The organism is Pseudomonas sp. KH_050 (assembly GCF_057838875.1).
The window spans coordinates 4,697,956-4,722,079 of the sequence record NZ_CM174478.1 but is presented as its reverse complement, the minus strand read 5'-3'; the positions used below and the strand labels follow the sequence as shown (position 1 = coordinate 4,722,079).

General features: G+C 60.7%; 22 protein-coding genes. 7 read left to right on the top strand and 15 right to left on the bottom strand.

Annotation, left to right across the window (positions count from 1 at the left end):
- Positions 1 to 55: 55 nt before the first annotated feature.
- The 5 genes from AC3IUA_RS21475 to AC3IUA_RS21455 form a co-directional block, all read right to left on the bottom strand.
- Positions 56 to 412 carry a DUF6124 family protein gene (locus AC3IUA_RS21475; protein WP_489356916.1) on the bottom strand — a complete coding sequence of 119 codons (357 nt, stop codon included), beginning with the start codon at positions 410 to 412 and terminating at the stop codon, positions 56 to 58.
- 409 nt (positions 413 to 821) lie between these two features.
- Positions 822 to 2,762 carry a cyclic di-GMP receptor LapD gene (lapD, locus tag AC3IUA_RS21470; protein WP_489356915.1) on the bottom strand — a complete coding sequence of 647 codons (1,941 nt, stop codon included), beginning with the start codon at positions 2,760 to 2,762 and terminating at the stop codon, positions 822 to 824.
- Positions 2,763 to 2,787: 25 nt separating this feature from the next.
- Positions 2,788 to 3,495, bottom strand: a complete 708-nt coding sequence (gene lapG / locus AC3IUA_RS21465; protein ID WP_489356914.1) for a cysteine protease LapG — start codon at positions 3,493 to 3,495, stop codon at positions 2,788 to 2,790.
- A gap of 209 nt (positions 3,496 to 3,704) precedes the next feature.
- Positions 3,705 to 4,103, bottom strand: a complete 399-nt coding sequence (locus tag AC3IUA_RS21460; protein ID WP_489356913.1) for a YbaN family protein — start codon at positions 4,101 to 4,103, stop codon at positions 3,705 to 3,707.
- A gap of 10 nt (positions 4,104 to 4,113) precedes the next feature.
- On the bottom strand, positions 4,114 to 4,701 hold the full coding sequence (locus AC3IUA_RS21455; RefSeq protein WP_489356912.1) for a UPF0149 family protein: 588 nt from the start codon (positions 4,699 to 4,701) through the stop codon (positions 4,114 to 4,116).
- 421 nt (positions 4,702 to 5,122) lie between these two features.
- Between AC3IUA_RS21455 and recQ the strand changes: the two genes are divergently transcribed.
- The 3 genes from recQ (at position 5,123) to AC3IUA_RS21440 (ending at position 9,682) form a co-directional block, all read left to right on the top strand.
- A complete protein-coding gene (recQ, locus tag AC3IUA_RS21450; protein ID WP_489356911.1) occupies positions 5,123 to 7,249 on the top strand; it encodes a DNA helicase RecQ in 2,127 nt (708 codons plus the stop codon).
- A 120-nt stretch (positions 7,250 to 7,369) separates the two neighbouring features.
- Entirely contained in the window at positions 7,370 to 7,804 is a 435-nt protein-coding gene (locus AC3IUA_RS21445) for a MarR family transcriptional regulator (protein WP_489356910.1), read from the top strand.
- Positions 7,805 to 8,005: 201 nt separating this feature from the next.
- Positions 8,006 to 9,682, top strand: a complete 1,677-nt coding sequence (locus AC3IUA_RS21440; protein WP_489356909.1) for a type IV pilus assembly protein FimV — start codon at positions 8,006 to 8,008, stop codon at positions 9,680 to 9,682.
- Between the two features lie 540 nt (positions 9,683 to 10,222).
- Here AC3IUA_RS21440 and AC3IUA_RS21435 read toward each other — a convergent pair.
- On the bottom strand, positions 10,223 to 12,412 hold the full coding sequence (locus AC3IUA_RS21435) for a patatin-like phospholipase family protein (RefSeq protein WP_489362421.1): 2,190 nt from the start codon (positions 12,410 to 12,412) through the stop codon (positions 10,223 to 10,225).
- A 70-nt stretch (positions 12,413 to 12,482) separates the two neighbouring features.
- Here AC3IUA_RS21435 and AC3IUA_RS21430 point away from each other — a divergent pair, with 70 nt between their 5' ends.
- Positions 12,483 to 12,782 (top strand): Rdx family protein, encoded by a 300-nt coding sequence (locus AC3IUA_RS21430; protein WP_489356908.1) that lies wholly within the window; start codon positions 12,483 to 12,485, stop codon positions 12,780 to 12,782.
- A gap of 113 nt (positions 12,783 to 12,895) precedes the next feature.
- Here AC3IUA_RS21430 and AC3IUA_RS21425 read toward each other — a convergent pair whose 3' ends face one another.
- From AC3IUA_RS21425 to AC3IUA_RS21415, 3 genes are all read right to left on the bottom strand, one after another.
- On the bottom strand, positions 12,896 to 13,180 hold the full coding sequence (locus AC3IUA_RS21425) for a hypothetical protein (protein WP_489356907.1): 285 nt from the start codon (positions 13,178 to 13,180) through the stop codon (positions 12,896 to 12,898).
- Positions 13,181 to 13,347: 167 nt separating this feature from the next.
- On the bottom strand, positions 13,348 to 14,235 hold the full coding sequence (locus AC3IUA_RS21420) for a DMT family transporter (protein ID WP_489356906.1): 888 nt from the start codon (positions 14,233 to 14,235) through the stop codon (positions 13,348 to 13,350).
- Positions 14,236 to 14,353: 118 nt separating this feature from the next.
- Entirely contained in the window at positions 14,354 to 15,103 is a 750-nt protein-coding gene (locus AC3IUA_RS21415; protein ID WP_489356905.1) for a helix-turn-helix transcriptional regulator, read from the bottom strand.
- A 134-nt stretch (positions 15,104 to 15,237) separates the two neighbouring features.
- Between AC3IUA_RS21415 and AC3IUA_RS21410 the strand changes: the two genes are divergently transcribed.
- Positions 15,238 to 16,059, top strand: a complete 822-nt coding sequence (locus AC3IUA_RS21410) for a UDP-2,3-diacylglucosamine diphosphatase (RefSeq protein ID WP_489356904.1) — start codon at positions 15,238 to 15,240, stop codon at positions 16,057 to 16,059.
- Positions 16,060 to 16,260: 201 nt separating this feature from the next.
- Here the strand turns inward: AC3IUA_RS21410 and AC3IUA_RS21405 are convergent, their stop codons facing one another.
- Positions 16,261 to 16,851, bottom strand: a complete 591-nt coding sequence (locus tag AC3IUA_RS21405; RefSeq protein WP_489356903.1) for an HD domain-containing protein — start codon at positions 16,849 to 16,851, stop codon at positions 16,261 to 16,263.
- An 83-nt stretch (positions 16,852 to 16,934) separates the two neighbouring features.
- Entirely contained in the window at positions 16,935 to 17,246 is a 312-nt protein-coding gene (locus AC3IUA_RS21400; protein ID WP_489356902.1) for an Mpo1-like protein, read from the bottom strand.
- A 160-nt stretch (positions 17,247 to 17,406) separates the two neighbouring features.
- Here AC3IUA_RS21400 and AC3IUA_RS21395 point away from each other — a divergent pair, with 160 nt between their 5' ends.
- A complete protein-coding gene (locus tag AC3IUA_RS21395) occupies positions 17,407 to 18,468 on the top strand; it encodes an AraC family transcriptional regulator (RefSeq protein WP_489356901.1) in 1,062 nt (353 codons plus the stop codon).
- On the opposite strand, the gene AC3IUA_RS21390 is transcribed toward AC3IUA_RS21395, so the two are convergent.
- Entirely contained in the window at positions 18,425 to 19,879 is a 1,455-nt protein-coding gene (locus AC3IUA_RS21390) for a TrkH family potassium uptake protein (RefSeq protein ID WP_489356900.1), read from the bottom strand. The two genes, AC3IUA_RS21395 and AC3IUA_RS21390, sit on opposite strands and share 44 nt — an antisense overlap.
- Before the next feature lie 357 nt (positions 19,880 to 20,236).
- Between AC3IUA_RS21390 and AC3IUA_RS21385 the strand changes: the two genes are divergently transcribed.
- Positions 20,237 to 20,803 carry a nitroreductase family protein gene (locus tag AC3IUA_RS21385; protein ID WP_489356899.1) on the top strand — a complete coding sequence of 189 codons (567 nt, stop codon included), beginning with the start codon at positions 20,237 to 20,239 and terminating at the stop codon, positions 20,801 to 20,803.
- A 123-nt stretch (positions 20,804 to 20,926) separates the two neighbouring features.
- On the opposite strand, the gene AC3IUA_RS21380 is transcribed toward AC3IUA_RS21385, so the two are convergent.
- From AC3IUA_RS21380 to AC3IUA_RS21370, 3 genes are all read right to left on the bottom strand, one after another.
- Positions 20,927 to 22,267, bottom strand: a complete 1,341-nt coding sequence (locus AC3IUA_RS21380) for a sensor histidine kinase (protein WP_489356898.1) — start codon at positions 22,265 to 22,267, stop codon at positions 20,927 to 20,929.
- Between the two features lie 66 nt (positions 22,268 to 22,333).
- Positions 22,334 to 22,774, bottom strand: coding sequence for a Spy/CpxP family protein refolding chaperone (locus tag AC3IUA_RS21375; protein ID WP_489356897.1), 441 nt, complete (start codon positions 22,772 to 22,774; stop codon positions 22,334 to 22,336).
- Positions 22,775 to 23,443: 669 nt separating this feature from the next.
- Positions 23,444 to 24,121 (bottom strand): response regulator transcription factor, encoded by a 678-nt coding sequence (locus AC3IUA_RS21370; protein WP_489356896.1) that lies wholly within the window; start codon positions 24,119 to 24,121, stop codon positions 23,444 to 23,446.
- Positions 24,122 to 24,124 lie beyond the last annotated feature (3 nt).

The following is a 24,124-nucleotide window of genomic DNA, read 5'->3' as shown; positions in this document are numbered from 1 at the left end:
CTGTGGCGAGGGAGTCCGCCTGACGAACCCCCGACTTGGCCCGACACTCCACCGCCTACCGCGGATCAAGATCATCCAGCGCCCGGTTCGCCAACAACTCGCCCAGCTCGATCATCTGCTGAATGCCCAGCGCAACATGCCGCTGCGAACCCTCCAGCTCGAACGCCAGGTCAGCGGCCAGGGCATTGGCCGAGGCCAGGGTTTCGCTGAGGTTGGCCAGCACCCGCTCGGTGTCGATACCCGCGACCACTGCGAAGATATTGCCAGGTTGTGTATGGGGTTCAGGTTTGCGGGACGACGTCAGGTGGTAATCGAGGGCTCGCTCGGCGGCCTTGTTGAGCTTGCCGGGATCGAGGGAATCATAGGGGGAGGTGCTAGTGGTTTCAGGGGGATTGGGGGTGACTTTGACCATGGTAAAGCTCCAAACGTATGAGTAGGAACTACCAACATCACTTGCAGATGATGGGTGGCAGCTGTGCGCGGGTCTGCAAGACCGGGACGTTTGGCACCCGGCAGACCCGAAGGTCTCCCACGCACAGCCGCCATAAAACGATGGACACTAAAAAAGCGCCATGCTCATGGAGGCGCTTGTGCGCCAAACGTACTCTCGGCGGGCTTGCAGTCCCGGTCGCTGATTTTGCAACGACCCAAGAAGGTTATCCGGGCACCGTGCTCAACGCAACCCCGAGAAACTGTCAGAAAAGTCCTCACGAAAAATCGACCGACTGAGCATTTTGCAGGTGCGAGGCATTGCCCGAATGCTAGTCAGTTAGCGCAGATCTTTAGTCTGGTGGGCATTTGTGGCGAGGGGGTTTGCCGATCTACATCGGCTCCGGCGGCCCGATCAATCTGCCCATCACGCCAAACAGACCTAACTCGCGGATCACTTCCAGCTCGCCGCGGGTCTCGACCATTTCCGCTATCAATGGCAGATCGATGCTGTTGGTCGCGCGAAAGATTGCTTCGATAAACAGGCGTTTGTCACTCTGTTGATCAATGTCTCGAATGTAGCTGCTGTCGATTTTCAGGTAGGCCAGCCCCAGCAGGGTGAGGTTGCCGATCTGGCTGAAGCTGCCACCAAAATGTTGCAGGCCGATCCGGTAGCCGCTGTCCTGGATGCTCTGGCTCAGTTGCTGCATTTCGGCCGGTGGCGGCAGATCGCGTTCGTCGATTTCCAGGGTCAGCAAGGGCGCGAGGTCGGGCAGGGCGTGAAGCATGCTGAGGATCTCCTTCAGGTGCGGCGCATCACGCAGGGTGCTGCCAGAAAGACTCAGCGCCAGCGGCCAGGGATGTTCGATGAGGTAGTCGAGTGTGTGTTCGAGCATTGCCAGGTCGAAGCGCGCCGACCAGCCCAGACGCTCGATCCAGGGCAGGAAATGCCCGGCTGCAATCGCTTCGCCCTGGGGGTCGAGCAGGCGCGCCAGCACCTTGTGATGCAACACCTGACTGGTATCGGCGCACTGCACCACCGGCTGGAAATACAGCTGCATTTTGCTATGGTCGAGGGCGTCCTCGATCCAGTTGCGCCAGTCGTGCTGAGTCTGGCTCGGCGTGCCATTGAAGTGCGCCAGATGGGCCCAGGGGCGCTCCGGATGGCGCTGGGCCTGCGTCAGCGCTTGATCGAGGCGCAGCAGCACAGTGCCGGCGGGTTCGCCCGGCTCGTAGGCCGCTATCCCCAGGTGCGCGACCGGCATGCAGTCACTGGCGCCGGTAAGGCGCAGGTTTTCCAGGGTGGCGCTGATCTCGGCGGCCAGGCGTGCGGCGTCTTTGTTGTCCAGACCGGGGGCCAGCAGGCTAAATTCGCCACCGCGGTTGCGCGCGGCCAGCCAATGACGGCGATCTATTGGCTGGGTCAAGCGTTTGAGCAACTCACCGATCGCCTTGATCAGCGCATCGGTGCGCTGACCACCCAGGCGTTGGTTGAGGCCGGCCAGGTCATTGACTCGCAGCATCAACAGATGGCCAGGGCTGCTCTGTTCGGTGACCAACAACTGCTCAGTCAGCTGTTCATCCAGCAGGCGACGATTGGCCAGTCCGGTGAGGCTGTCCTGGTAGGAGTCGGCCCGCAGTTTTTCGCTGCGGGCGGCCTCTTCGGCAAACAGCCCCTTGAGCTTTTCGACCATCTGATTCATGGCCAGCACCACCCGTTTGAGTTCCGGCGTGCGGGGCAATTGTGGCAGGCTGAGGAACTCGCGCTTGCTGATGGATTCGGCCTGTTTGACCATGCTATCGAGTGGACGCAACTGCCGACGCAGCAGCCAGGCGCCGAACACTGCACTGAGCAAGCCGCACAGCAGCAACCAGACCAGGCTGCCGAGGGCGCTGTCCCAGAGTCTGGCCAGGGCGAACTGTGGATTGCTCAGCACTTCGACCCGCGCCGCTTGCTCCCAGCCGCGCATGACCAGCGCGTCGCCACCTTGCGGGTGCAAGTCCACCAGGTGCACGAACCAGTCCGGTATATCTTCGGCAACCGTCTGCAGACTGCGCTCCACCAGGATCTGTTCATCGGCGATGTTCACTACCCGGATGCTGGCGAAGTAACCGCTGTCGAAGATCGAGCTGACCATCAGCTCAATCATCGCCGGATCATCGATTTGGCTGGTCAATGAGAGCCCCAGTGCGGTGGCGGCATCCTGGGCATGGGAGCGCAACTGGCCAAGCATCTGGTCGCGCGAGCTCTCAAGGCCGACAAAAAAACTGCCGCTGAATGCCACCAGCAGGAACAGGCAGATGGCCAGAAACAATTGCTTGAGTAGCGACATGCAGTGCTCCTTGTTGTTGGCGGCGTTAGCCATCACCCAGGGTGAAGCCTTCGCCCCGCATCTTTTTCAGCACGTCCTGCCAACGCGAAAGCTTTTTCGAGTCGCTACTTCGTTTGCCGCCGTTTGCCCCAGGCAGGTACAAGCCTTCGGCGTTGAAGGCGTACACCGCCAGCAGGTCTTTGCGTTGCGACGCGGGGCGGATTTCGCCGATCAGGTTGTCCAGCACCAATGGCTCGGCGGTGGGGGTGGCGTAGTAGGTCAGCACCATGTGCGCCTGGTTGCGGGTCAGGGCCTTGACGTAAGTGATGCGCAGTTTTTCGCTGGGAACGCCAAGATTACGCAAGCTGAAGTACTTGGCCAGCGCATAGTCTTCGCAGTCACCGGCACCCTTGATCAGTGATTCGACGGGCGTTGCCCAGTAGTCGATCTCACGCCAGATACCAGGATCGTCCTGGAAGCTCAGTTGTTGATTGAAGAAGCTGTTGACGGCGCCAAGCTGCTCGCGTTCCGGTTGTGCCATTTCGCTTTGCAGCATCTGGTTCCAGGCCTCGATCCGTCCCTTGGCCGGGCCGAGGGTGCCATAACGTTGCTTGGCGGTTTGCACAATCAGCGCAAAATTCCAGTTCGCCCGGACTGGGGCCAGGCCAACCAGAAGAAATCCCGATATCAGCAGCCATCCGCCGAGCCGAAGTCGGAGCGTTGACCATCCTGGACTACGCGGACTGCCGGACATGTCTGGCGGCTCATGTGCAGATGTCTGAAGTCTAGGCGCTGTTTTCTCAAAGGGCAGGTTGATTGTTGGTGGGCGGGGGAGGTTGGTCGCGAAAAGATCGCAGCCTGCGGCAGCTCCTACGCCGACCCTGTACACCCTGGGCTTACGGATGTACATCTATCCCGTAGGAGCTGCCGCAGGCTGCGATCTTTACCAGGAACGGTTGAATCTCAAGACCTGTGCAAAGTCTTCTGCCGCAAAATGTAAATCGTCACCAGCACCGCGCTGGTCAGCATGACGCCGCGGGCCCAAGGCAGGGGTACGAGCAGGCAGGACAAGCCGATGCTCAGCCACATCACGCCGATGGCGTAGACCTTGCCCTTGAGCGGGATACCGTTGCCGTCGAGGTAGTCACGCACCCAGGGGCCGAGCCGTGGATGCTCGACCAGCCATCGATAGAAACGCGGTGAACTGCGGGCGAAACAGGCGGCCGCCAGCAACAGGAAAGGCGTGGTGGGCAACACCGGCAGGAAGACTCCGAGCACCCCCAATGCGACGCTCAGCAAGCCGATGGCCAGCAGAACGTAACGCACTATCAGGGGGCGGTTGCCTATGGGGTTGGCCGCCATAGGCGCAGCCTCAGTGGTGACGAGGCTTGAGAATGGCCGGTTTTTCGTCCGGTGCGTTGCACAGCAGGTACAACGCGGTCAGGGCTTCAGGGATCTGCACGATCATGTCGTCCATCAGGTTGGCATCGCTGGCGATGTCGGAAAATTCCGGCTGCTCATCGAACAGACCGGAACCGACCATGATCGGCAGGAGCATTTCGCTGACTTCGTCTTCGGCGGTTTCGAACCAGGCCGCTTCACGCAGGAATACACCTTCCATGAAGCCGATGCACCAACCACGCAGGTCGGAGTCGTCCGGGTCGTCGCCGAGGTCCAGCTCGCAGGGCAGCTCGAACTCCTCATCGGACGCCAATTGCCGGGCGATGTGCGCCTTGAGCAGCACCAGGGTGGCTTCGATCGCTTCACGTTCGGCGTCGTCGGCGTAATGCGGCTCTTCGGCGAACAGGGCGTCGATCCACTCACGCTCTGGAACGTCCTCGGAACAGATCGAGAGCGCAGTCAGATAGCCGTGGGCGGCCACGTAGTCCAGCGCCTCGTCATGCAGCTCGTCGGCGTCGAGGAAGACTTGCAGGCGGGTTAGTTGCTCAGCGAAGGACATTAAAGGGCTACCTTGGGAATATTCGATGCTGAATTCTAGGCCTTCTTGAGCGCTCAGGCCAGCCGCTGGGCAGATTTGCCTGCATTCAAAACACGCCATGACGCGGCCCGTAGCAGCTGGCGAAGCCTGCGTTCGGCTTCGCAGCAGTCGTAAACCCTGGCGACTCGGTCGGCCTGCAACACCGCGTAGCTTGATTTTACGACCGCTGCGCGGCCGAACGCAGGCTCGCGGGCTGCCACGGTCGGCTATTCGTCACCGGCGCCCATTGCCTGGGACCGCTCGGGTATACTGCCGCGTTTTGTAAAGCCCTGCAGGTGTGGCGAGGGATCAGGAAAAGTCTGCTTACGTCTTTTTCCGTGAAGACCGTGACGTTTTCATCCAGCCTGCATAGAGGGATATACGGCACTATTGGGAGTTTTTCATGCTCGAACAGGCTCAGCGCGTCCTCAAGGACATCTTCGGCTACGACAGTTTTCGTGGCCGCCAGGGTGCGATCATTGAGCGCGTGGCCAGTGGTGGCGACGCCCTGGTGCTGATGCCTACCGGCGGCGGCAAGTCCTTGTGTTTTCAGGTCCCGGCGCTGTTGCGCGAAGGTTTGGCGGTGGTGGTGTCGCCGTTGATCGCATTGATGGACGATCAGGTCGCCACCCTCGAAGAACTGGGCGTTGCCGCAGCCGCCCTGAACTCCACGTTGAACGCCGAGCAGCAGCGAGACCTGGCGACGCGAATCAAGCGTGGCGAAGTGAAAATGCTCTATCTGGCCCCCGAGCGTCTGGTCCAGCCGCGGATGCTGGCGTTCCTCCAGAGCCTGGAAATCGCCCTGTTCGCCATCGACGAAGCGCACTGCGTTTCGCAATGGGGCCATGACTTCCGCCCGGAATACCTGCAACTGGGGCAATTGGCGGAATTGTTTCCCAATGTGCCGCGCATCGCCCTGACCGCTACCGCCGACAAACGAACCCGCGAAGAAATCGTCAATCGCCTGCATTTGCAGGATGCCGAACGTTTCCTTTCGAGTTTCGACCGTCCGAATATTTTCTACCGCATCGTACCCAAGGAGCAGCCGCGCAAGCAGTTGCTGGCGTTCCTCTCGGAGCGGCGCAGCGATGCCGGCATCGTCTATTGCCTGTCGCGCAAGAAAGTCGATGAAGTGGCGGCCTTCCTGTGTGAGCAAGGTTATCCCGCGCTGCCCTACCACGCCGGGCTGCCCAACGAGACGCGAGCCTTCAACCAGAAGCGCTTCCTTAATGAGGAAGGCTTGATCATGGTCGCCACCATTGCATTCGGCATGGGTATCGATAAACCCAACGTACGGTTTGTCGCGCATCTGGACTTGCCCAAGTCCCTCGAGGCCTATTATCAGGAAACCGGGCGCTCCGGTCGTGACGGTCTGCCCGCGGACGCCTGGATGGCCTACGGTCTGCAAGATGTGCTGATGCTCAAGCAGATGCTGCAAAAGTCCGAGGGCGATGAACGCCACAAGCGTCTGGAGCAGCACAAGCTCGATGCCATGCTGGCGCTCTGTGAAGAAACCCGCTGCCGACGCCAGACCCTGCTGGCGTATTTCGACGAAGACATGCCGCAACCCTGCGGTCACTGCGACAACTGCGTCGACGGCGTGCAAACCTGGGACGCCACCGAGCCTGCTCGTCAGGCGCTCTCGACGATCTTCCGCACCGGCCAGCGTTATGGCGTCGGGCATCTGGTGGACGTGCTGCTGGGCAAGGACAACGAAAAAGTGCGCAGCATCGGCCATCAACATCTTTCGGTGTTTGGTGTCGGCAAGGCGCGGGCCGAGGGCGAATGGCGCTCATTGTTCCGCCAGCTGGTCGCCCGTGGTCTGGCCGACATCGATCTTGAAGGCTATGGCGGCCTGCGCTTGAGCGACAGTTGCCGGCCGTTGCTCAAAGGCGAAGTCACCCTGGAACTGCGTCGCGACCTCAAACCGCAAACCACCGCGAAAAGCAACACAAGTCAGGCCAGCCAATTGGTACGCGGCGAAGAGCGCGAGCAATGGGAAGCCTTGCGTGCCCTGCGCCGTAAACTGGCCCAGGAGCATGGCGTGCCGCCTTATGTGATCTTTCCCGATTCGACCTTGCTGGAAATGCTCCGCAGCCAGCCCGGCTCCTTGCCGGAAATGGCCAAAGTCAGCGGTGTCGGTGCGCGCAAACTGGAACGTTACGGCGAGGCCTTCCTCGAAGTACTGGGCGGCCAGGCCGAGACCCCGAAAGTGGTCGCCGATATTCGCCACGAACTGATTACCCTGGCCCGTGCCGGCATGACGCCGGTGCAGATCGCCGGCCAGCTGCAGTGCTCGGAGAAGAATGTCTACACCTTGCTCGCCGAGGCCATTGGCAAGCAGCAGTTGTCCCTGGAGCAAGCACTGGATCTGCCGGAAGATATGCTCGCCGAGATCCAGGACGCGTTCCTTGATGCAGAGGGCGAACTACCGCCAGTTGCAGAAATCATCCCGCTGTTTTTCGCTCGGGTTCCGGAGGGCGTCCTCTACTGCGTGCGCGCTGCCTTGCAGGCGGAGTTCGAGATTTGAGTGATCGTTCGGGCCGGATGTAACGATTCAGTACATACCGAGCCTTGCCTCGCGTCGAGGGTCATGCTTAGCTGACTAATAATTAGCTTTTCTCTATTTCAGTCTAATCATGAGTGTTTTATGCCGTTAACCGATCAACACCGTTTTGGCATGCAGTTGGCACAGATGTCTCGCGGCTGGCGTGCTGAACTGGATCGCCGTCTGGCCGGGCTGGGCTTGTCCCAGGCTCGTTGGCTGGTGCTGCTGCATCTGGCACGTTTTAACGAAGCGCCGACTCAACGTGAACTGGCGCAAAGTGTGGGGGTCGAAGGTCCAACCCTGGCGCGTTTGCTCGACAGCCTGGAGTCCCAGGGACTGGTACAGCGTCAATCGGTTTTAGAGGATCGTCGGGCGAAAAAGATCGTCCTTTGCGCGACGGCCCGGCCATTGATCGAACAGATCGAAACCATTGCCACCGCGTTGCGTCACGAGTTGTTCCAAGGTGTCGACGAAGAAGACTTGCGCATCTGCATGCGGGTACATGGTCACATTCTGGCCAACCTGGAAAAATCCTGAGGCATGACCCTCCTGCAGATTTTTGAGCTTCAGCGTTTGGCAGACTATTAAGACATACCAGATCCACAGTGTGCTCGTGCAGGATGCGTGAGCGCTTTCCAGTTGGTTTCGGTTATCCAAGGGATGCCCATGCTCCGAAGTTCTCAGTCTGCGTTGCGCTGTTGCCGCAGATATGAATCCTCTCAAAAATCCTCCCGCCTGTTGTCCCTGCGATCGCTGTTGCTGGCTGCTGGCGCCTTGTGTTACTCGGCCCTGGCCCCGGCGCTGGGGTTGGGCGAAATCACCCTGCACTCTGCTTTGACCCAACCGCTCGATGCCGAGATCGCCTTGCTGGAGCCCGGCGAACTGAGCGAAGGCGAATTGTCCGTGAGCCTGGCGACGGCCGAGGAGTTCAGTCGCGCCGGAGTCGAGCGAGTGTTCTTCCTCAATGACTTGCGGTTCACCCCGATTCTCCAAGGCAACCGCAGCGTGATTCGGGTGGTCTCGAACAAGCCGGTCACGGAACCTTTCCTGAATTTCCTGGTGCAGGTGAACCAGCCCGGCGGACGTTCGCTGCGCGAATACACGGTATTGATCGACCCTCCGGGTTCACCGGGGATCGAACCCGCAAGCAAGCTCGTGCCAGCGACGCCTGCCAATCCTCAGCCAACTGCGTCGGCTCCGCGCAAAGCTGCAACGGCGGTGTCGGCAAAGCCAGACAACGCTCAGGCAGTTGCCTTGGCAGCGGCGAAGGCGCAGCAGGTACTCACGTCCGAGCAGTTGGCCAGCAGCACACTGGAGAACCAGCACCTGCAAGCGACTGTCGCTGAACAGCAGGCCAGGCTTGCGGCCCAGAATGAAGAAATCGCTGCTGGAAAAAAAGCAATCGTCGAGCTGCAAACCCGATTGTCCGAAGTCAAGGAGCCTCCTGTCAGTGCTGCAGCACCTGTCGCACCGGCACACGTAAGCTCGCCGCCTGTTGCCGAGGCCGATGAGGCCGATGGATCGAAATTTTGGTTGTTGGCCGGGCTGGTAGTGCTGTTGTTGCTGTTGAGCCTGGCATTTTGGGTGCGCCGTCGGCGCTCTTTCACTCCTGTGCCGGCCGAGCTGCTGCCCCTGCAGCCGGTTGCCAGCCTGGTGGAGCCCCTGGCAGCGCAAGCGAACGGCGATGAAACCGATCAGCGGCTGGCCGCGCCGCAAAGCCCGGCACCGCGCAAGGCGTCCACCCAGGCACCCGATGTGCTCGAGGGGGTCAGGCTCTACCTTGCCTATGGCCGCTTTGACGAAGCAGCGGGAATCTTGCGCGAGGCGCTGCTCAAGGAGCCTGAACGACTCGATCTGGGCCTGCGATTGCTGGAGGTCCTGGGTCAGCAAGGCGAGGCCGCAGCGTATGCCGAGCAGGAAAGCCGATTGCGCGAGTCGGGAGTCAGCGAAGAGACCCTGCAAGACACTCGCCTGCGCTTTGACAAACTCTCGACCGCTACCGGGCTCGCGCCGCAGGTGTTGGCGGCCGCGGTGGTTGCAGAGCCGATCAGTACCGCACTGGATGAGTTCCAGTTGAACCTGGATGACCTGTCGATAGACTCGGATTGGACTCTGGTCAGCCCGTTCGACACCACGCCACCGGTACGCCACACCCAAGCCACTGATACTGCGCTCGAGGTCGACCCGCTCTTTAATTCGAATTTGAATGAGCTGCCGCAAGTATTCGAAATGTCCGACGAGCCGTTTCTGAGTGACTTCAGCGAGCCTGGGCAGGCTTGCACGTCGGAAACCGAGGCGCTGGACCATGCCTTTCTCGACAGCTTCGCCAGTCTCCCGCAAACGTTGGAGATCGAGCCGTTGTCGGTGGATTTCGAGGGGCTGGAACTTGAGCAGAGCGCTGCCGGTAAATTGTAACAGGCGCAAGGTTGCATCGACGACGGTGACCTGGACAGCGCCACTCCGCACATTGCAGGGGTACCCGGTCGGCGCGTAGGAGCTGCCGCAGGCTGCGATCTTTTTGGGGGCACCGCCAATTCAGGATCAAAAGATCGCAGCCTGCGGCAGCTCCTACCGGGGGGATTGTGTGCACCCAGCCCCATTGCGGGGGTACCCGGTCGGCGCGTAGGAGCTGCCGCAGGCTGCGATCTTTTCGGCGGCGCCGCCAATGCCGGATCAAAAGATCGCAGCCTGCGGCAGCTCCTACGGGGGATTGTGTGCACCCACCCCCATTGCGGGGGTACCCGGTCGGCGCGTAGGAGCTGCCGCAGGCTGCGATCTTTTTGGGGGCACCGCCAATTCAGGATCAAAAGATCGCAGCCTGCGGCAGCTCCTACGGGGGATTGTGTGCACCCACCCCCATTGCGGGGGTACGCGGTTGGCGCGTAGGCGCTGCCGCCAGGCTGCGATCTTTTCGGGGGCGCCGCCAATGCCGGATCTTTTTGGGGACACCCAGTGCTAAAACGTCTGCCCCAGGTTCAGGTAAAGCGCCTGCTGATCATCATCGTTCAATCCGTAGCTGAAGCTCAACGGCCCCAGCGGTGTATCGAACGCGAAGAAGATACTGGCGGCGTTGATGTAGTCGCTGTCGAACTCGTTGTCGTTGTTCCAGGCCCGGCCGCGTTCCAGTGAACCGCCGATGTACAGCGGCAGATCCAGCGGCAGGTACGAACGCGGGGTCAGGCGCCGGTAGTAGACGGCGCGGGCCAGGCTGATGTTCTGCCCGGAAATCGCATCCTGGCGGAAACCCGACAGTTGCCGCGCGCCACCGAGCAGGAAGCTCGAAGTCACCACGTCGGCTTCGTCCAGCGTGCGCCCGAAACGCCCACCGAGAATGAAAGTGTCCGGTCCGCTGCTCAGGGCCTTGTCCAGTTTGAACTCCCATTGCCGGTAGCGTTTATCGGAGCCCAGTTCCGGTTCGAACTGACGCAATGCCAGGCCGATGTCTTCGCCGGAGTGCGGGAAATAGACATTGTCCAGTGTGTCGAATGAGTACTTGAGTTCATAGAAACCCTCATTGAAGTTCTCAGTGGGCAGGTCCTGGTCACCGATACGCACTTCGGCCTTGCCCCAGGCCTCGCCGACCCCGAAGCGAATTTCACCGCTGTTGCCAATCTGGCGCCCGACGTTGAGGCCAAAGCCATAGCGTTCGAGGCGATACTGGGCGATCGGATCGTTGTCCAGGATGGCTTCGACGTTTTGCGATTCAATAACGGCATAGGGGGCGATGAAGTAGCGCGAACCGACGTCCAGTGGTTGATAGAACTCGCTATACAGTTCCTGTTGATCGCCGATCTGCGCCCGGGTCAGCCATTCGGCGCCAAGGCGATTGATGCCGTTGACCCGATAGCTGGCACCGAGATTGAAGGCACTATCGCCCCGCATGTCGTCGGACAGATTTATCCCCAGGCGCAGGTAATCGGTCCCGCTACGTTTGCCATGCGCATTGATCACCAGGGTGCGGTCCTGGCCCTTGTGGACCACCCGGTATTGCACCTGATCGAAGTAGTCCAGGCCGTAGAGCGTGCCCATGTCGGTCTGCAGGCGGCCCAGGTCCAGCGGTTCACCGATGTGTTGGCGGATGTAGTAGCGAATCACTTCGTCTGCGACTTTCGAGTCGTTCTCGACCTTGATCGCGGTGATGATCGGTGTGCGCTGGCCGGGAGTCCGGGCCGCGGCCAGCTGCGAATCGAGCGGTTCGGCCGGGCGCAAGCGCGCCAGTCGCGCATCGAGGATACGCGTGGCGCGGTAACCGGCGTCGATCATCTCCCGGGCGCGACCGAAGTCGGCGCCGCCGAAGCTGGCCAGCGGCGGTTGGATCAACACGTCGTCCTGGTGCAAGGTGGCCAGTTGCTCTTCGGAGTTGCGACGGGTCATCAGGGTGATCGACTGGTTCAGTACATCGACCACGGTGGTCAGCTGATTACGGGGGCTCAACGGGGTACCGATGTCGACCACGATGGCGATGTCGACGCCCATCTCGCGCGCCACATCCAGCGGGATGTTGTCGGTCATGCCGCCGTCCACCAGCAATCGTCCATTGAGTTCCACTGGCGCGAACACTGCCGGAATCGACATGCTCGCGCGAATCACCCGGGGCAAGTGGCCCTTGCGAAATACCACTTTCTCGCCGGTGGAGATGTCGGTGGCGACAGCCCGGAAGGGAATCGGCAGTTTGTCGAAGTCGCGGGTGTCACTGGTGTGCGCCAGTTTGCTTTCCAGCAGCAGGGCGAGGTTCTGCCCCTGGATGACCCCCAGTGGCAAACCGAGACTGCCGTCGTCGCGAAAGCTCAACTTCTGTTTCACCAGAAAGTCGCGGTCATCCTGTTTGCGCCGGAACGGCACGTCCTTGCGGGGCGGGGCATCGGACAGTGCTCGTTGCCAGTCGATACTCAGCGCCAGTTTCTCCAGCTCGTCGACCTTGTAGCCCGAGGCATAGAGCCCGCCGATCACCGCGCCCATGCTGGTGCCGGCGATGGCGTCGATTTTCACCCCTTGTTCTTCCAAAGCCTTGAGCACGCCGATATGCGCCAGCCCGCGAGCCGCGCCACCGGACAGCACCAGGCCGATCTTCGGCCGGGGTGCTTCGGCCGCTTGCACGAGCAGAGGGCACAGGCACAGCATCAGGCAGGACAACAGGCGGCGCATCTTGAGTCTCGGGCGAGCGATAAAGGCGGCTATTATAGCGACGCCATCGAACTCGGGAGTTGAGTGCATCATGACTGTCAACAAAGCGGAAATCGTCATTACCTACTGCACGCAATGCCAATGGTTGTTGCGCGCCGCCTGGCTGGCCCAGGAACTGCTCAGTACCTTTGGCGACGATCTGGGTAAAGTCTCCCTGGTGCCTGGAACGGGCGGGATATTTCACATCGCCTGCGACGGCGTGCAAATCTGGGAGCGCAAGGCCGACGGTGGTTTTCCCGAGGCCAAGGTACTCAAGCAACGGGTTCGCGATCAGATAGACCCGCAACGCGACCTTGGTCATAACGATCGAGGTCAGTCACAGGTTGATTGATAGAGCAGCAATGTAAAAGAGTTGAAGGACACCAGGTCACGATTCGCGGATGACCCTGACGTGCCCCTCAACTCATCTTCAGCACAGAGCTGACAATAGCTTCTGCGCGAAGCTTATCGGGTGCCTAGTCTGGATTTTATGAATCCGGCAATAAACGTCAAAACCGCACCGCCAGCACCACCGCCGACAACACTGCTGATGATGGAAGGAAGATCCAGTGCACCTCCAGTGGCAGCTGGATCGCCGGTCAGTGCGGCCAGCACTTGCCCGAGAACAACCCCGCCGACACCCCCCAAGATAGAGTTGAGCAGCGGTCCCATGCTTTGTTTGCTCATGCCGGCCGCATTGCCGCCGACCACACCGCTGATGATCTGAATGATCAGGCTGATGATATCCATGCAGTAATCCCTTTTAGTGCGTTGATTGGATGACAACTCGCATCCAGCTACTTCAAGGGGCAACTCCGCTGTGTCGAGCAGTCTATATCCGTTTAACGACGGCAAACTGTTGCGGATAACCGCAGTATAGGTAGGTAATGTTCTTGTGCCAGTTTCTGCCTGCGTGCTCAGTGTGCTGGAGCGGTCTGTGTTGTTTTCTTGTTGGTAGTGCCCAGGCTGCTGGATACCACGATGGCAACAATGATCAAGGCGCCGCCGAACAACATGCGCAGGGTCGGATTTTCACCGAACAGCAGCCAGGCGACACTGATCCCGTAAACCGGTTCCAGGGCAAAGACCACCGCCGCAGTGCGCGCTTTGATCACCGCCAGGCTGGCAACGAACAAACTGTGGGCGAGACCGGTACAGAACACCCCGAGCAAACTTATCCACAGCCAGTCGATGGCGCGGACCTCGCTCAACTGCGGTGCAGCGACCGGCAGCAGGCAGACGGCGACCACGACGTTCTGGCACAGCGCGGCCTGGACTGCCGGAATCCGTCCGGAGCTGGCGCGGTTGGTCAGCGACAGCAGGGCAAACAGCAAGCCCGAGCCTATGGCCCAGAGCAAACCGCTGGTGGCCTCGCTGGCGAGGTCGAAATCCGGGGTGACCAGCACCAGGCCGACACTCACCAGCACCACCAGCAGGATCTCGTTGGCGCGGATTCGCTCGCGAAAAATCAGCCCCTCGAGGATCACCGTAAACGCCGGGAAGCTGGCAAAACCCAGGGTCGCAATCGCCACGCCGGCCACTTTCACCGCGATGAAAAAACTCACCCAGTGCCCGGCCAGCAACAAGCCGCTGAGCAGCAGTCGGCGCCAGTCAGTGGCCTGCAGTTGCTGCCAGCGAGTGTTGCTGGCAAAACGTGCGAAGAACGCCAGCGCGATGACCGCGAATGCGGCACGGCCAAAGACGATAACGGCCGGCGAGGCGGCGGCGAGCTTGCCAAACACACCGGTCAGGCCGAACATCAGTGCGCCAATATGCAGGGCGCCAAGGGCGGTACGCGGAGTCATTGCAATCCTTGATAAACGTATTGAGCATGGCAGACGGCGTTACCAAAGATAAACACCGTCCCCTACACGATGACCGTCCTTTTCACGTGTGTCTGTCGCGATCCTCGCGTCTTTGGTCTCAAGCCTCGCGGCGCAGTTTGCCGGGCGAGGTGCCGAACTCGCGCAATACTGCCGCGGCGAACGCGCTCTGGGAGTTGTAGCCGACTCTGATGGCGACCTCGCCGATCGGCAACCCGGTTTCACGCAACAGCCTCACGGCGATATGCAGGCGTCGACTGCGGATGTAGTCCATCGGCGTCTGGCCGCACTCGGCGACAAAGCGTGCGTGCAGGCGTGCATTAGAGAGGCCTGCGACCCGGGCCAGGTCGGCGACTTGCAACGGGTAGGCGGCGTATTGATCGATGTGCGCGTTCAACGCGGCATAGGGCAAGCGTCGACCGCCGACGCTGTTGGGTGCTGCGTCATTGAGGCTGGCCAGTAACAGCACGGCACCTTGCTGAGCGATCAGCGGGTCATTCACCGGGCTGCTGGCCAGCCAGTCGACCAGCTGGCTTTGCCCCGGGTTCAGTGGCAGCCGACCCGGATTGTCGAGCAGCCGGCGACTGGCATCGGCGTGCTCGCCCAAGGATTGCGCGACCCAGTGATCGCTGGGCACATCGAGCACCAGGCAGCGGCTGCCGTTGGGACTGCCGCAGGCGTGGTGGGCGTGCGCGGGGACCACTACGAAACTCTGTTGCACCACCTGGCTGCCGCGGCCATCGACCTCGAAGTCGAGCTGGCCCGACAGGCCGAACACCAGTTGCGCGTGTTCATGGCTGTGGACGATCAAGTCGTGGGTGTATTGGCGTAGCGTGAGGATCGGTCTCATCGCAGTCTCCTTGGCAGACCGGCATTCTACACCGGCACCGCCAAGGCTTTCGCTGTCATCAGGCTGCCGCATTAGTGTCATGGGCTATTAATCGCCGTGGCGCAAGCTCGCTGAAAATACCGGAGAGGTTGCCTATGACCAGCGCTGAGCTCACCCGACCCAGCCGTAAGCAACGCGTGCGTACACTGTGGGTTTCCGATGTGCATCTCGGAACCCGGGATTGCCAGGCGGAGCACTTGGCGCACTTCCTCAAGGGCTATCACGCGGACAAGGTCTATCTGGTCGGCGACATCATCGATGGCTGGAAGCTGCGCAGCGGCATGTACTGGCCGCAGGCGCACACCAACGTGATTCGGCGTTTGCTGACCATGAGCAAGCGCGGCACAGAAGTGATCTACGTCACCGGTAATCACGATGAGTTCCTGCGGCGTTATTCGAAGCTGATCCTGGGCAATATCCAGCTGGTCGACGAGGCCATCCATGTCACCGCCGATGGCCGGCATCTGCTGGTGATCCACGGTGACCAGTTTGACGTGATCACTCGCTATCACCGCTGGCTGGCATTTCTTGGCGACTCGGCCTACGAGTTCACCCTGACGCTGAACCGCTGGCTCAATCACTGGCGCGCTCGATATGGCTACGGTTATTGGTCGTTGTCGGCCTACCTCAAGCACAAGGTCAAAACCGCGGTGAGCTTTATCAGTGACTTTGAAGAGGCCATCGCCCACGAATGCACCAAACGAGGCCTGCACGGGGTGGTCTGCGGGCATATCCACCATGCCGAAATCCGCAAGGTTGGTGAGGTGGACTACCTCAATTGCGGGGACTGGGTGGAGTCATGCACCGCCTTGATCGAGCATTGGGATGGCTCGATCGAGTTGTATCGATTGGCCGATGCCCAGGCGCGGGAGGCACAGCTCAAGGCAGAGTCGGTGAAGGTTGCGCAGCCGGTATGAGGCCGGAAAGATCGCAGCCTGCGGCAGCTCCTACACAATCGCGTGAATCTGCAATTTCACGGGGGCGCCGCCAATGCCGGATCAACAGATCGCAGCCTGCGGCAGCTCCTACAAACACCAGCAAAGTCGCGGGTGTACACGGTCGGTGTAGGAGCTGCCGAAGGCTGCGATCTTTTAACGGTCTTCCTCTCCACACAATCCTCAGGCCGGCAAATGCTGCTCCATCGCCGCTTTGTAGATCGAGTTCTTCGGCTGGGCAAACAGACGCTCCATCATCGGTTCGAAGAAGCTCAGGGGCAGGGTGTCGTAGCTCGGATCAAAGGCTGCAGCGTCGTACCTGGCGCAGAATTCGATGGTCTGCAGGTACTGCGGATGCTCACTGAATTGCTCGCGCAGATGCCGGTCCATCCCCAGGTAATGAAAAAAGTAATAGCCCTGGAAAATCCCGTGCTTTTCCACCATCCACAGGTTTTCGGCGCTGACGAAAGGCTTGAGGATCGCCGCGGCGATGTCCGGGTGATTGTAGGCGCCGAGGGTGTCGCCGATATCATGAAGCAGGGCGCAGACCACATATTCTTCGTCACGTCCATCGCGCCAGGCGCGGCTGGCGGTTTGCAACGAGTGGGTCAGACGATCCACCGGGAAGCCGCCGAAATCCCCCTCGAGCAACTTGAGATGGGTCACGATTCGTGCCGGTAGTTGCCTGGCATAGGCGCTGAAGTCTGCAGCAATGATCGCCCAGTCTTCCTGCGTGCCATCCTGCATATGAGTGAAGCGCGCACTGGCGTTCATCGGCGATCCTCTGGTTATTGTCGATGGGATACTCAGTCTAAGCCATGGATCCAAGCGCACACTGGCTGCACGGGACTGTGTGATTAGAACGGCACTTTGCCGAGGAGCATGTCGCGGTACATGACGAAGTCGCCGAGCAGGCTGTACAGCGGATGCTGGAATGTGGCGGGGCGGTTTTTCTCAAAGAAAAAATGCCCGACCCAGGCGAAGCTGTAACCGGCCAGGGGCAGTGCCCACAACAGCAGCCAGGCACCTTTGGTTATGGTCACGGCGAGAATCAGAATGACCAGGCTGGTGCCGATGAAGTGCAACCGGCGACAGGTGCTGTTGCTGTGCTCACTCAAATAATAAGGGTAGAACTCTGAGAAGCTGTTGAAACGCTTGATGTTGTCCACGACTGCGATCTCTGTGGTTATTATTCTGATGGCCGAATGTCTGCGGGGCGCTTATTTAAGTCTAGAGTGATCAGTGGTCGGAGCCAGTGACAATAGGCGCCACTTTAGTATCCTTCGAAAATCGGCCGTGGGGATGCGGCTCATCATTTAAGAAGACGCCATGAGCGAAAGAACGACTTCTGCAAGCTGGGCGATGGGGATTGTCAAGGCACTGGAAATGGACGGCCTGGATTGCCGGGCAATGTTCAAGCAGTTGGGACTCGACTACGGCGCTCTGGACGATCCGGATGCACGATTTCCTCAGGACTCGATGACACGGCTTTGGCAACTTGCCGTGGAGCTTTCGGGTAACCCGGCCATTGGTTTGAACATGGGCAAGGTGGTGCGCCCGGCCTCCTTTAACGTCGCCGGTTATGCCCTGATGTCCAGTCGGACCCTGGCCGAAGGGTTTGAGCGGTTGGTGCGTTATCAGCGGATCATCGCCGAAAGCGCTGACTTGAGTTTTCGCCTTCTGCCTGAAGGGTATGCACTGATTCTGACGGTGCATGGCGACCATCTGCCGCCGACCCGGCAAAGTGCCGAAGCCTCGCTGGCCTGCGCCCTGGCGTTATGCGGATGGTTGACCGGGCGCACCCTGCAACCGCGCAAGGTGTTGGTCCAGGGCGCGCAACCGCTCAATCTTGAACCCTACAAACAAGTTTTTCATGCACCTTTAGTGTTCAATGCGCCATACGACGCGCTGATTTTCGAGTGTGCGGACATGGAAGCGCCATTACCGACCGCCAATGAGGCGATGGCGCTGTTGCATGACCGGTTTGCCGGGGAATATCTGGCGCGGTTCTCGGAAAGTCGCGTGACCCACCAGGCGCGGCAGGTGTTGTGTCGCTTGCTGCCCCAGGGCGAGCCCAAGCGTGACACCGTCGCGCAGACTCTGCATATGTCCCAGCGCACTTTGCAACGACGTTTGCAGGAGGAGGGCACCAGCTTCCAGACGCTGCTCGATGACACCCGCCGCGAGTTGGCCGAGCAATACCTTGCGCAGCCAGCCATGACCCTGCTGGAAATCGCTTATCTGCTGGGCTTCGCCGACCCGAGCAACTTCTTTCGGGCCTTCCGGCGCTGGTTCAATGCCACGCCGGGCGAGTACCGGGCGCGGCTGCCGGGGGCGCCAACCGTGCTCAATGCCGCCAGAACGCCGGAATACACAGAACGAACACCGTAATGATCTCCAGGCGGCCGAGCAGCATGCCCAACGATAGAATCCACTTGGCGGCATCCGGCAGGGTGGCGAAGTTGCCGGCCGGGCCGATGGTTTCACCCAACCCCGGGCCGACCCCGGAAACGGTGGCGGCAGCGCCGGTCAGGGCGGTCATCCAGTCGACTCCCAGCAGCGACAGCAACAGTGCGATCACGCAGATGGTGATGGCGAAGAAGAACGAGAAGGTCAGGATCGAGCGGACGATTTCCTCGTCGAGCCGGTGTCCGTTGTACTTCTGTTTGATCACCGCGCGCGGATGGATCAGCTGATTAAGGTTGGCCTTGAGCAGGATGTAAGCGACCTGAAAGCGGAAGATCTTGATCCCGCCGGCGGTCGAACCCGAACAGCCGCCGACAAAGCCCAGATAGAAGAACAGCATCAACGAGAAATTGCCCCACAGGCTGTAGTCGCCCAGGGCAAAGCCGGTGGTGGTGACCACCGAGGTCACGTTCAGCGCCACGTGGCGCAAGGCTTCCAGCCAATGCAGTTGGGTGGTCCACCAATACCAGGTGCCGAGCACCAGCCAGGTCACCAGCAACATTGCGAGCAGGCCCTGAACCTGTTCATCCTTGATCAGCGCCCGACGGTTGCCGCGCAACATGGCGACATACAGGGTGAACGGCAGGGCGCCGAGAATCATGATCACGACCGCGACCCAATGCACCGCTGGCTCGGGCCACTTGGCCAGAGACAGGTCGGAGGTCGAGAAACCACCGGTGGAAATCGCTGACATTGAGTGGTTGATCGCGTCGAACAGGCTCATCCCGGCCCACCAGAACGCCAGGCTGCCGAGGATGGTGATGCCGACGTAGGCACCCACGATCAGGCGGGCCACCATGTGCGAGCGCGGCATGACTTTCTCGGAGCGGTCCGAAGACTCGGTCTGGAACAGGCGCATGCCACCGATCCGCAGCAACGGCAGAATCGCTACCGCCATGCCGATAAAGCCGATCCCGCCGAGCCAGTGCAGCAAGGAGCGCCACATCAGGATCCCCGGAGACATCTTGTCCAGACCGCTGAGCACGGTGGCCCCGGTGGCGGTGATGCCGGACATGCTTTCGAAAAACGAGTCGGTATAACTGATGTGCTGGGTCAGCAGAAACGGCAGCGCGGCAAACACGCAGACCACCAGCCAGCTGCTCACCGTGAGCAGGTACATGTCTCGCGGGCGCAGATGAATGTGCTCCGGACGCCCGGGAATCACCAGTGCCAGGCCGGCGATAAAGGTGATCAGGCTGGCCCAGAGGAACGACGGCAGATCGCCGGTGCGTTCGAAAATCACCAGCGTCGCCATGGGCACGACCATGCTGATGGCCAGGGTTATCAGGAAGATGCCGATGATGAAACCAATGATCCGTAAGGTCGGCAACGCCATGAAGTCCGCTCGGGCTGATAAGGGAAGGGCGCCATTCTACCTGCGGCGCAGGGCATGTAAACCGGCACCGTCCGGGCAGTACCGCGCTATGACTCGTCGCAGCGCCTTGGCTATGAACTTCTGGCATCCGAATTTGAGCTAACGAACTAGCCATACAGGCCCAAGAGGGCCTGTGTGGCTAGTTCTGTTAGTCAACTTCGGCGCCAGAGGCCCATAGCCTGCGTTGCTGTTCCTCGCCATAGCGGGCTATGACTCGTCGCAGCGCCTTGGCTATGATCCTCTGGCATCCGAATTTGAGCTAACGAACTAGCCGTACAGGCCCTAGAATAGCCGGACATTTTTTTCAGGAGGTGGCCGATGCAGGCTCTCGACGCTTTGCTCAACCGTGTTTCCGTGCCGCGTTTGCTCGACCCGGCGCCCACTGCGGCGCAACGGGAAGTGCTGTTTGCCGCGGCTTTGCGTGCTCCGGATCACAACCAGCTGCGGCCCTATCGCTTTCTGACAGTAGAAGGTGCGGCCCGCGAGCAAATGGGCGAGTTGCTGGTCGAAGCGGCGCAGTTGCAGGGCGGTGAAGTGCCCCAGGCCGCGCTGGACAAGGCGCGTGCCATGCCGCTGCGTGCGCCACTGGTAGTGGTGGTCATCGCGCGTTTGCAGGATCACCCCAAGGTGCCGAAGTCCGAGCAATTGCTGTCTGCCGGCTGTGCCGCCCACGGCATCCTGTTGGCCGCTTTTGCCCAGGGTATCGGCGCGGTGTGGCGTACCGGCGAGCTGTCCTATACCGCGCATGTGGCCAAAGGCCTGGGGTTGGCCGAGGACGAACAGGTGATTGCGTTCCTGTACCTGGGCACGCCGCTGAATGAACCGCGCACGGCACCGAAAGTGGATGTCGCCGAGTTTGTCAGTGGCTGGTCGGGCAGGGCCTGAAGATCAAAAGATCGCAGCCTGCTGCAGCCCCTACAGATCCGGCGTACACCCGTCATTTAACGGCTGTACGCGATCCGTGTAGGAGCTGCCGCAGGCTGCGATCTTTTTGGCGCACCAAATAGCTTAAGGCTGCCCCCCAGCCCCAGGCTCCAACGGCAACTCCAGGCTGGCAATAAACCCGCCTTCCGGATGATTGGCCAGGATCAAGCTGCCGCCGTGCCGTTCCGCGGCCCGGCGGGCGATGGCCAGCCCGAGGCCATGGCCCGGGGCGGTCTGTCCGGGAGCGCGGTAGAAGGGTTCGCCCAATTGATTCAGATGTTCAGCGTCGACCCCCGGGCCGTGATCGCGCACGCTGATGACGATCCGTTCCCCCTGTCGTAATGCGAGCATTTCAATCGGCTGTCCCTCCGGGTTGAAGCGCTGGGCATTGCGCAGCAGGTTATCCAGGGCGCGTTCGATCATGGTCGGCCAGCCCTTGAGACTCAGCTGTGATTCGGCCTCGAGCCTGACGTTTTGTTCGGCCGAGTTGAGCTGGGCATCTTTTTGCAGGTTGTTCAGCAGCCCGTTGAGGTCGATTTCTTCAGCGCTGGCATTGTCGGCGTCGACACGGGCCAGCACCAGGATTTCACTGATCAAGGCTTCCAGGCGATCACATTCGCGGGTCAGTCGCGGCCAGAGTTTTTCCCGCTCTTCGGGGCTGGCACGCTCAGCCAATGCCAGGGCGATACGCAGTCGGGCCAACGGTGAGCGCAGCTCGTGGGAAACATCGCGCAGCAATTGCCGCTGGCTGCCGATCAGGCTTTGCAGACGAGCACCCATGCGGTTGAAGTCGTTGGCCAGTACCCCGAACTCGTCGCGACGGTTGGCCAGTTGCGCCAGGCTGTTTTGCTGGTAGGTGGTCTGGCCCAGGTCGTGCACCGCGCCGCGCAAACGGCTGAGCGGTCGAGTGATGGAAAAGGTGACCAACAAACTGAACAGGGTCAGCACCACCAGTGCGATCCCCAGGGCACTGAGGGGCCAGAGCAGGCTTTCGCGGTGCCAGGCATCCAGCTCAGGATGGGCAATGCGGTAGATCAACAGATAGGTTTCGCCGGTTTTCGGACTGATGTATTCGACGGTCAGACGACGCCAGGGCAGTCGTCGGTCATCGTTGTTCTGCCGCGCTTCGAAGGCCGCGGCGCGGCGCGGAAAGGTGCCACGCACCAGCGGGTCGCCGCTTTCGTTGAGCACCTGAACGTCGATGTGATACTGGCGTTTACGCTGCTCGAGAATATCCTGCGCGGCGTCTTCGCCCTGGGCCTCGAAGGTTTGCGTCCATTCTTCGGCCAGGGTATTGATGCCGGGGTGGCGGCTGAGAATCCAGGCGTCCTGATTGAGCATGTGCCCGAGCAGAATCGACAGCCCTGCAACCAGGGCAATGGCCAACCAGAAACTGGCAAGGATGCGCCAGAACAATGAACGCACGGGAAGACCTCAAACAAAGAAGCCCAACGGCGGGGGACCATTGGGCTGGGGGTGAACGCTAACGCATTATTGCGCTTTTTTAGGTTGTTGCGCTTTCCAGGCTTTGAACTCGGCCCATTCGGCGCGATGCTCGGCGTGTTTTTTCTGGATGGCGTCGAATTGCTTCTGTTGTTCAGGGTTGAGCAGTCCGCGAATGTCGCTTTCGGTTTTTTGGTGTTTGGCAGCCAACTCATCTTTCAAGGCTTTCTGCTCGGCCGCCGGGAGTTTTTCCAGGTAGGTGTCGATCAACTGGTGACGCGCACGCATTTGCTCGCCCATCAACTTGCCGATCTGCTGGCGCTGTTCGCGGCTCAGGTCCAGTTCGCTGTAAGGGCCTTTACCGTGCTGGTGGTGCTGGCCGTGACGCGGGCCGTCCATCGGACCCATCGGGCCTGAGCCTTCTGGCATGGCCATGGCAACGGTCGGCAGGGCAGCAGCGAACATCAGAGCGATAAGAGTCTTGCGCATGGTGTATCTCCTTGTCTCGGTTCCCGGTAAGTCCGGATGTGTGCAGATTACCGAGTTCAAGGTCAGCGGCGGTCAGCGAAGCGTAAAGCTTGGGTAAAGAGGTTGGCGGATGTACCCGGATTCATTGTGGGAGCGGGCTTGCTCGCGAATGCGGCCTGACAGCCGGCCTGCCTCTTGCTGGTGTACATATCCATTCCTGCGGTAACGGCCACTAATGGTTCCGCCCTTACGGCGTGTCACTTTCGAAGAGCCGGAATGCCGGCCCAGTCGAAAGTAACCAAAGCGCTTCTGCCCCGCCATTCGGTGCCTCGCCCAGGCTCGGCATGCCGTAACGAAGGCATTGCTCCGGGCGCGGCTACCTCGGCATCCATGCCGAGGTGCCCCCTGCGCAATACCTGCGTTCGGCCTCTGGAAAAGGGGCAGACAGATCAAGATCAAAAGCAAAGCAAAGCAAAAGCAAGGTACCCCGGCTAGCCTGGGTGTATGCGTTCCCCCGTAGCAGCTGCCGAAGGCTGCGTTCGGCCGCGAAGCGGTCGTGATCTTGTTGATGAGGGGTGTCTGGAAGAGCGCGGGTGCAGGTTTTACGACTGCTGCGGTCGAGCGCGACCCCGGTCCGAACGCAGCCTTCGGCAGCTGCTACGAGGGCGCGTCATGTCAGAGGCTGTAGTATCAGAGGCTGTAGTAATAGCCGCGGCTGCGCAGGGCAACAATGCGGGGGCGTCCGTCGGGGTGGGGGCCGATCTTCTTGCGCAGGTTGCTGACGTGCATGTCCAGGCTGCGGTCGTACAGGGTCAGCTTGCGGCCGAGGGCGATCTGCGCCAGTTCCTGCTTGTCCAGTGGCTCGCCCGGTTGCTTGAGTAGCGCTTCGAGCAGGCGGCTTTCGGAGATGGTCAGGGTGAACTCCTGTTCATCGATACTGACCACGCCGCGGGCCGGGCTGAAGCACAGGTCGCCCAGCTCGAGCTGGCTGGACACCGCCGTTGGATGGCTACGGCGCAACACGGCCCGCAGGCGGGCGGTCAACTCCCGTGGGTCGCAGGGTTTGGCCAGGTAATCGTCGGCGCCCAGTTCCAGGCCGAGGATGCGATCCAGCGGCTCGCCACGGGCCGAGAGCATCAGCACCGGCAGATCCGGATGATCGCTGCGCAGTTGCTTGAGCAGTTCCAGACCGCTGCCGTCGGGCAGCATCACGTCCAGCACCACGGCCGCCGGCGCGTTTTCGGCCAAGGCGCGGCGCGCGCTCTGGCCATCGTGGCAGGCACGCACCTGAAAGCCTTCCTGGCTCAGCCAACTGGCCAGCAGCTCACACAACTCCTGGTCATCATCTATCAGTAACAGGTCGCTCATGAC